At 50.3% G+C, this 6,392-nt stretch carries 7 protein-coding genes; 4 read left to right on the plus strand and 3 right to left on the minus strand.

Features of this window, described 5'->3' with window-relative positions; all coding sequences use genetic code 11:
* Window positions 1-11 precede the first annotated feature (11 nt).
* On the plus strand, window positions 12-152 hold the full coding sequence (locus tag JUK32_RS07300; RefSeq protein WP_204138193.1) for a high light inducible protein: 141 nt from the start codon (window positions 12-14) through the stop codon (window positions 150-152).
* A 246-nt stretch (window positions 153-398) separates the two neighbouring features.
* Here JUK32_RS07300 and JUK32_RS07305 read toward each other — a convergent pair whose 3' ends face one another.
* The gene (locus tag JUK32_RS07305; RefSeq protein WP_204138194.1) at window positions 399-887 is read right to left on the minus strand and encodes a hypothetical protein; all 489 of its coding nucleotides are present in this window, start codon (window positions 885-887) and stop codon (window positions 399-401) included.
* 265 nt (window positions 888-1,152) lie between these two features.
* Between JUK32_RS07305 and JUK32_RS07310 the strand changes: the two genes are divergently transcribed.
* Window positions 1,153-1,293 (plus strand): hypothetical protein, encoded by a 141-nt coding sequence (locus JUK32_RS07310; RefSeq protein WP_204138195.1) that lies wholly within the window; start codon window positions 1,153-1,155, stop codon window positions 1,291-1,293.
* Here the strand turns inward: JUK32_RS07310 and JUK32_RS07315 are convergent.
* Window positions 1,290-1,700: a polymer-forming cytoskeletal protein gene (locus tag JUK32_RS07315; protein WP_204138196.1), complete on the minus strand. Its 411-nt coding sequence runs from the start codon at window positions 1,698-1,700 to the stop codon at window positions 1,290-1,292. The two genes, JUK32_RS07310 and JUK32_RS07315, sit on opposite strands and share 4 nt — an antisense overlap.
* 586 nt (window positions 1,701-2,286) lie before the next feature.
* Here JUK32_RS07315 and JUK32_RS07320 point away from each other — a divergent pair.
* A complete protein-coding gene (locus tag JUK32_RS07320) occupies window positions 2,287-2,760 on the plus strand; it encodes an orange carotenoid protein N-terminal domain-containing protein (RefSeq protein WP_204138197.1) in 474 nt (157 codons plus the stop codon).
* 280 nt (window positions 2,761-3,040) lie between these two features.
* Here the strand turns inward: JUK32_RS07320 and JUK32_RS07325 are convergent, their stop codons facing one another.
* Window positions 3,041-3,268 (minus strand): hypothetical protein, encoded by a 228-nt coding sequence (locus tag JUK32_RS07325; protein ID WP_204138198.1) that lies wholly within the window; start codon window positions 3,266-3,268, stop codon window positions 3,041-3,043.
* Between the two features lie 275 nt (window positions 3,269-3,543).
* Between JUK32_RS07325 and JUK32_RS07330 the strand changes: the two genes are divergently transcribed.
* Window positions 3,544-5,484, plus strand: a complete 1,941-nt coding sequence (locus JUK32_RS07330) for an ABC-F family ATP-binding cassette domain-containing protein (protein WP_204138199.1) — start codon at window positions 3,544-3,546, stop codon at window positions 5,482-5,484.
* Window positions 5,485-6,392: the final 908 nt, after the last annotated feature.

Genomic DNA, 6,392 nt, shown 5'->3' on the forward strand with positions numbered 1-6,392 from the left:
AGTTAAGTGTCATGGAAAACGAAAACAAGTTCGGCTTTGTTAATTTTGCAGAAACTTGGAATGGTCGTTTGGCAATGCTGGGTTTCATCATCGGCGTCGCCACTGAATACATCACTGGTCAGGGCATCCTGTCTCAGATCGGTCTGATGTAAGCCTTGAGCACTCTAGAGTCTCTGATGCGGGGTCGCGAGTTTTGCAACCCCGCTTTTTTTATGCGGCATGTTCAGCTCAGAAAAGCCCCGATGGCAGGACGATTCGCATTCACATTTCAAAGCAGTAATGCTAAAAGAATACGCTTCATTCTTGGTTGATTGCCAAATATTCTGGCTTCTGAGGAATGCCCCAAAGTCAAATCATCGCCGTTTGCTTGGCTGATTCTTTACTTGGGTGGGCTCACTCTACTCTCGAACGGTGAGCGAGTAGCTAAATCTTTGCCCCTGTTCGTGGGCCCCCACCCAAATGCGATAAGTCCCCGCTTGCCAATTAGTGTCCGTCACTTGGGCATCTAAATTACTCCGGCTAATGTCTTGGCCGCAATAAATTGAATTGTCATCTGGGCCTTGCACCAGCAATGTCGTGTCTTCACCACTGTCTACAGTAATGGTCAGAGTTGGAAAATCACTCTGCAAAGTCAAAATATGATCTGGGTTGGCATCGGCAAACCCAGCGCAAAGGTTACCTTGTTGGTCATTGCTGGCAATGTTAGCCAGAGAAAATGACCCGACAATGTTGCCGCTCACACTCGCAGTGGCGGGTGGGTATGTCGCTAGGGTAATGCTTTCAGAGTTAGCGGTTTGGGCTAAGACGGGGGAGAGACTGGCCAATAGGGCCAACCCGCTGAGCGCTGCAAGAGGATAGCGCAGCCGGGCAATCAATTGAGAAGTCATTGTCGTCGCTCTCACTCAGTTGCTACACGGTCAAGCAAAAATGCTGGCACTTCTGCTTATTTGACTTAGGGATTCGTCGGATATTCTTATGATGGATGACGACGCTAAGACTAGGCTCAGCGGTGGACAGGATTTTCAAGTGTCATGGTGATTAACACTTGCAGAGGTCGCCACTATCAACCGCTTTGCCGAAAGTACCTTAGCCAGCGTTAATTACACACTAAGGCTGTGAATAAAATTAATAATGAGTTTTATCTACTGTTTGATGTTAATTGCGATCGCTTGGACGCTATCTACTTTCATTGACAGCTTGTCTAATGTGGGCGCTTTGTTAGGCAGTGTACCCATGTGGTTGGGGCTAATTGCGATCGCGGGCGTCATTTCTTGGCTAGTGGGTGAACCTTAAGGGTTGAGGGACGGAGTATCCGTGGTTCCGTACAGTTCTGGCAAATCGCGGGAAGGGGGCAAAGATTTCGCATCCTGAGTTTCAATAAACCCGGTGTAATAAGCGCCCGCCTCAATTTCCAACGCCCCGGCAATCACATCCCCTTCGAGTCGAGCTGTGCGGCTTAATGTGAGCTTGCCCTTAGCGATAACACGAGCCTTGAGCACACCATGTACGACCAAGTTATGGGCTTTGACCTCCGGCCCTTCCACTAGGCCCGTGGATGAAATCTCCATGTCGCCATGGACGTCGACCGTTCCATGGACAATGCCGTCTACCCGCAGCATGCCCTCTGCGTGTAGCGTACCTTCAAGTTCGGTTTTCTGACTGAGATACGTGAGTAGGGGAGCGGACTTACGTCTGAACATACAGAGTAATTGCCTCAGCAAACGGTTAGACTGGCGACCTAATTCGGTCATCCTTTCAAAGATACTACTTTGATGGCACCGCCTGTATGGCCGAACATAGCAGAATAATGAGTTCATCTACATTTATCCGTCAACAAAACCTTCAGGATTCCTAATTCCTCTAGCGGTTATTTGTGCTTAAGGATACAAAAACATACATTTGCACTCAAAACCAAATCCCTTGATCCCCGATTGTTATTTGTCACTTTGGCAGGGGCAAAGCCGGCACTTGACACTCAGCAAGAAATCATCGGTAGAAGCTGAAGAAAAACCTAAAGATTTCCACCTACAGCTTGTTTTGGGGATCAAATAGAATAGTTAGGCTCAACCCAACTGAGTTTCTTTAAAAATTTGATCCCCAAATTGCGTTCATGGTTCTTTGCGGGTCGGCTGAGGCAGTTTGGGCAAGCATAGCGGTATGTTGATGGCGCTCCATGATTCCGACTCCCAAGGCGTCATTGTTTGGTCGGTACATTTGCCCAACCCGGCCTTTTCGCGAAATCAGTCTGATTTATTTTGACAACTCATTAAAAAATAGGATCTCACGATGACAACCGCCAATTTAAATTCCCAGCAAGTACATGGCTCTATTGATCGCTTTTTTGCCGCGAGTGCTCAAACCCAGTTAGTTGTTTTGAACTATGTGGCGCAGAAAATTCACCGGGCGTCCAATACTGCGACGCCGAGTGCGTTCTTCTCGCAAACTGTACAAATTGTGATTAAGCAGTTGCAGCAGTTGCCTCGAGAAGATCGGCATTCTGCATTAGAAGAGATTTTGCATGGTGTGCCGACTCGTCTGACTGAAGCCTATGGTGGCCTAGACACCAATATGAAAATGGCTTTCTGGTATCGCCTAGCGAATAGTCGTCGTGATGAGGCCCTGTTGTCGCCAAGTGCTCTGACTGGCTGGAGTCAGGAGCAACATATGTTGCTGTCTGACCTGGAAACCCGAGATTCTAATGAGTTGGTGTCTTTTTTGCGGCAAGCGGTAGCAGATTCGCAAGTGGTGGAGATCGCATAACCCAGTCGTTGCCATCGGCGGGCCGACAGTTTGCACTTTTCGCTGGCATGTTGATGATGATGTCTCAGTGAAGTGCGGGATTGGTTTTTGTGGCCTCTCCGCCATTGGCGTCTAGTTTTGCCCAATTCTATGGGCGGTCGATCAGCGCGACTGCTGAGCAATAAACCCCAGCCTGGCGAACCACCCAACATTCGCCGGACTGAGGTTTTGCGCGATCGCTAGCGGTTGGTAGGAGGCTCCCGCGAGCAGACTCCTGTCAATCGTCACTCATATCGTCTGCCTACGAAGACTTCACAGACTCTTCGCTACGCTCCCGCAAGTTGGCTTCGGTATGGGTGGCTTGCTGCCGCTGTTCAGCCATGGCGGCACGGGCCTTGGCATCGGTAGTCGCGGGGGGATGCTGATGCAATTCCTCCTCTGACCGTTCGTGCAGGGTATCTTGGCGACGATCGCTATCGTGACGCTGTTGCGCCAGCAATTCGCGGGCACGTTCTGTCGGCTGATTCATCAGAACCTCCTGATTAGAGTGGAATACCTATTTCTGTGGTAACCCGTAGTGATGGTTTTTTGTAAAAGTCGATACATTTTTCAAGGCTTCTCGATGGCGCTCCAGCTGAGGTGCGAGTCTGGACTGGGAGGTCGGTGTCGGGCGATCGCCTGGCCAGCATCAGGATCAAAAACGCTAGGCCCACGGGCTTAATCGGGGCCGAGAGCCGTCCCCGGCAGGTCAGCTGCAGCGTTAGACTAAAACACGGCCATCCCTGGAATTTTCGGCACCCTGCCATGACATTGCTCACCCTCAAATCGGTTCAAAAAGATTTCGGCATCAAAGAAATCCTGCGGGATGCCAGCTTTAGTTTAGAGGAGGGGGACAAAGTCGGACTGATCGGCACCAATGGGTCGGGTAAATCGACTTTGCTAAAGATGATCGCTGGGGCCGAACCGATAGATGGAGGTGAAATTTGGCGAAATGCCGGGGCCAAAATTGTTTACCTGCCGCAGCAGCCAGAGATTCAGGGCGATCGCACCGTGCTGGAGCAGGTGTTTGCCGATGCGGGCAAGCAGATGGCCCTCATTCGAGAATATGAGGATATTTCCCACCGGATGGAACGGGGCGATGGCGATTTGGATGCGCTGATGTCGCAGCTTTCGCGGGTGACGGAAAAAATTGAAGCAGCGGACGCTTGGGATTTGGAAACGAGTGCCAAGGTGGTGCTGACCCAGCTAGGCATTCAAGACTTTGAGGCCCGCGTCGGCGATTTGTCGGGGGGGTACCGCAAGCGCATTGCGATCGCAGCGGCGTTGCTCTCGAATCCAGATGCCTTGTTGATGGATGAGCCCACCAACCACCTAGATGCGGAATCGGTGGAGTGGCTCCAGAGCTACCTCAATGGCTTTCGCGGGGCATTGCTGCTCATCACCCACGATCGCTACTTTCTCGACCGGGTGACGAATCGGATTTTAGAAGTGGATCGCGGCGACCTGTTTAGCTATGCCGGCAACTACAGCTATTACTTGGAAAAAAAAGCGGAAATGGAGACTTCGACGGCCAGTAGCCGCCAAAAATATGCTGGGGTGCTGCGCCGCGAGTTGGAATGGCTGAAGCGTGGCCCCCAAGCCCGTAGCACCAAGCAAAAAGCCCGCATTCAGCGCATTGATGAAATGCAGGATCGAGAATTCAAAGAAAATCTCGGCAAGGTAGATATTGCCACCGCAGGGCGACGCATCGGCAAAAAAGTCATCGAGCTAGAGGACGTGTCGAAGGGGTACGACGATCGCGTGCTGATTCGTGACTTTACCTACATTTTTAATCCCCGCGATCGCATTGGCATTATTGGCCCCAATGGCGTCGGCAAATCTACATTAATGAATCTGATTACCGGACGAGAAGAGCCGGATCAGGGAGCGATCGAAATTGGTGACACCATTCACTTTGGCTACTTTGATCAGCACTCCGAAGACGTGATCAAAAATCCTAACCAGCGCGTGATCGAATACCTCAAAGACACCGCCGAGTTGGTCAAAACGGTAGATGGCAGCATCATCACCGCCTCCCAAATGCTGGAACGCTTTCTCTTTCCCCCCGACCAGCAATATGCCCCCATTCACAAACTTTCAGGAGGCGAGCGGCGGCGGTTGTTTTTGCTGCAGGTGTTGATGCAGGCTCCCAATGTATTGATTTTGGACGAGCCGACGAATGACCTGGATGTGCAAACTCTGGCCGTACTGGAAGAATATTTGGAAGAGTTCAATGGTTGCGTCATCGTCGTTTCCCACGATCGCTACTTTCTCGATCGCACTGTGGAAACCGTGTTTGCCTTCGAGGACAGCGGCCACATTCGTCAATATCCCGGGAACTACTCTGTCTATTTAGACTATCGACAAGCAGCGGCCTCTGAGACGACCAAAGCGCCCGTCAATAATCCCCAAAAAGCAAATGATGAAGTGGCCGTGCCGTCGTCCACTGCCAAGCATGGCACTCAACCCGCCCCATCACCCCAACCCCAAAAGCTGTCCTACAAAGAAAAACGCGAATACGAACAGCTAGAAACCCAAATTCCTGAACTCGAAGCGGAGAAAGAAGCTCTAGAAAAATTGCTCTATGACAATTCAGCGAGCGGCTATGACGAAATAAAGACGCTCTCCGAAAAATTGGCCACCCTGACCCAGACCATCGACACCGCCACCGAAAGATGGATGGAACTCGCTGAAAGAATCGACTAATGCTCGATAACAGTTAGTCTCGATGACAGTTAGTAACGTTAGCGAAAGCAGCAGATTGTCTCCTTGTTCAACAGGCAAGCCCAACTTTTTTCTGATTCACCCCTGCGTCTGAAGGCTCTCCCTTCGATCATCCCGCTGGTGGTGTGGTGAGCAACATGCGGACCAATACCCTCTAAATGACGCTCTATCATTGCGGCGGATAATCGAGCAATCCGCAGCCATCGCCGTCACTGGTGCTGAGCATCAGTGACCCGACATTCGGCACTTCAACTGGCACATTGAAGATTTAGAACGAAGCCATGAGGATCACAGCAGTTTCCTCTGAACGCTTGCTTAATAGCTACCCTCTATTGAGCAAACGGAAAAATCATTCAAGAGTTCTATTGATGCTTGGAATGCTCTCTTTCAAAAACTTTCAGCCTTAATGCTGAGGGTGATACTTCAAAGAGCAGAAAGTGGATTTGATCCTCATTACTTTCGCAATTTGTCGAATCAACCCTGCCCCCTGCTGGTGAAGGGAGACGATACGCTGGCGTACATCGGCGGAGTGAGGACGCATAGAGACCATCAGAACAGTACAAAAGCTCGTCCTAAATTAGCGCGCATACCGCCATATCAAAGTATTTGTTGGCTAACCCAGATAATCATCAAGATCTTTCGGGGAATCGTTCTCATCGTCTGTAAATTAAAGCAGTAAATTCTTCGACCGCTGGGTTATCTGCTTTAGTGGATTAGCGGTTAAATGTGATGAGAAAAAATTCTCCCACAATTGACTTTGACTGCTAGGCTGACTGACTGAAATGACTGTTAAGAGGCGCTGAATCTATGCGTAGTAATTGCTCAACCCAGTAGCCAATCAGCTTGTTGTGAGGTAAGGACGCGGGAAATCGCCTCAAAGGCAGACAACC

The sequence above is a fragment of the Halomicronema sp. CCY15110 genome (assembly GCF_016888165.1).
Taxonomy (GTDB): Bacteria; Cyanobacteriota; Cyanobacteriia; order Phormidesmidales; family Phormidesmidaceae; genus Halomicronema.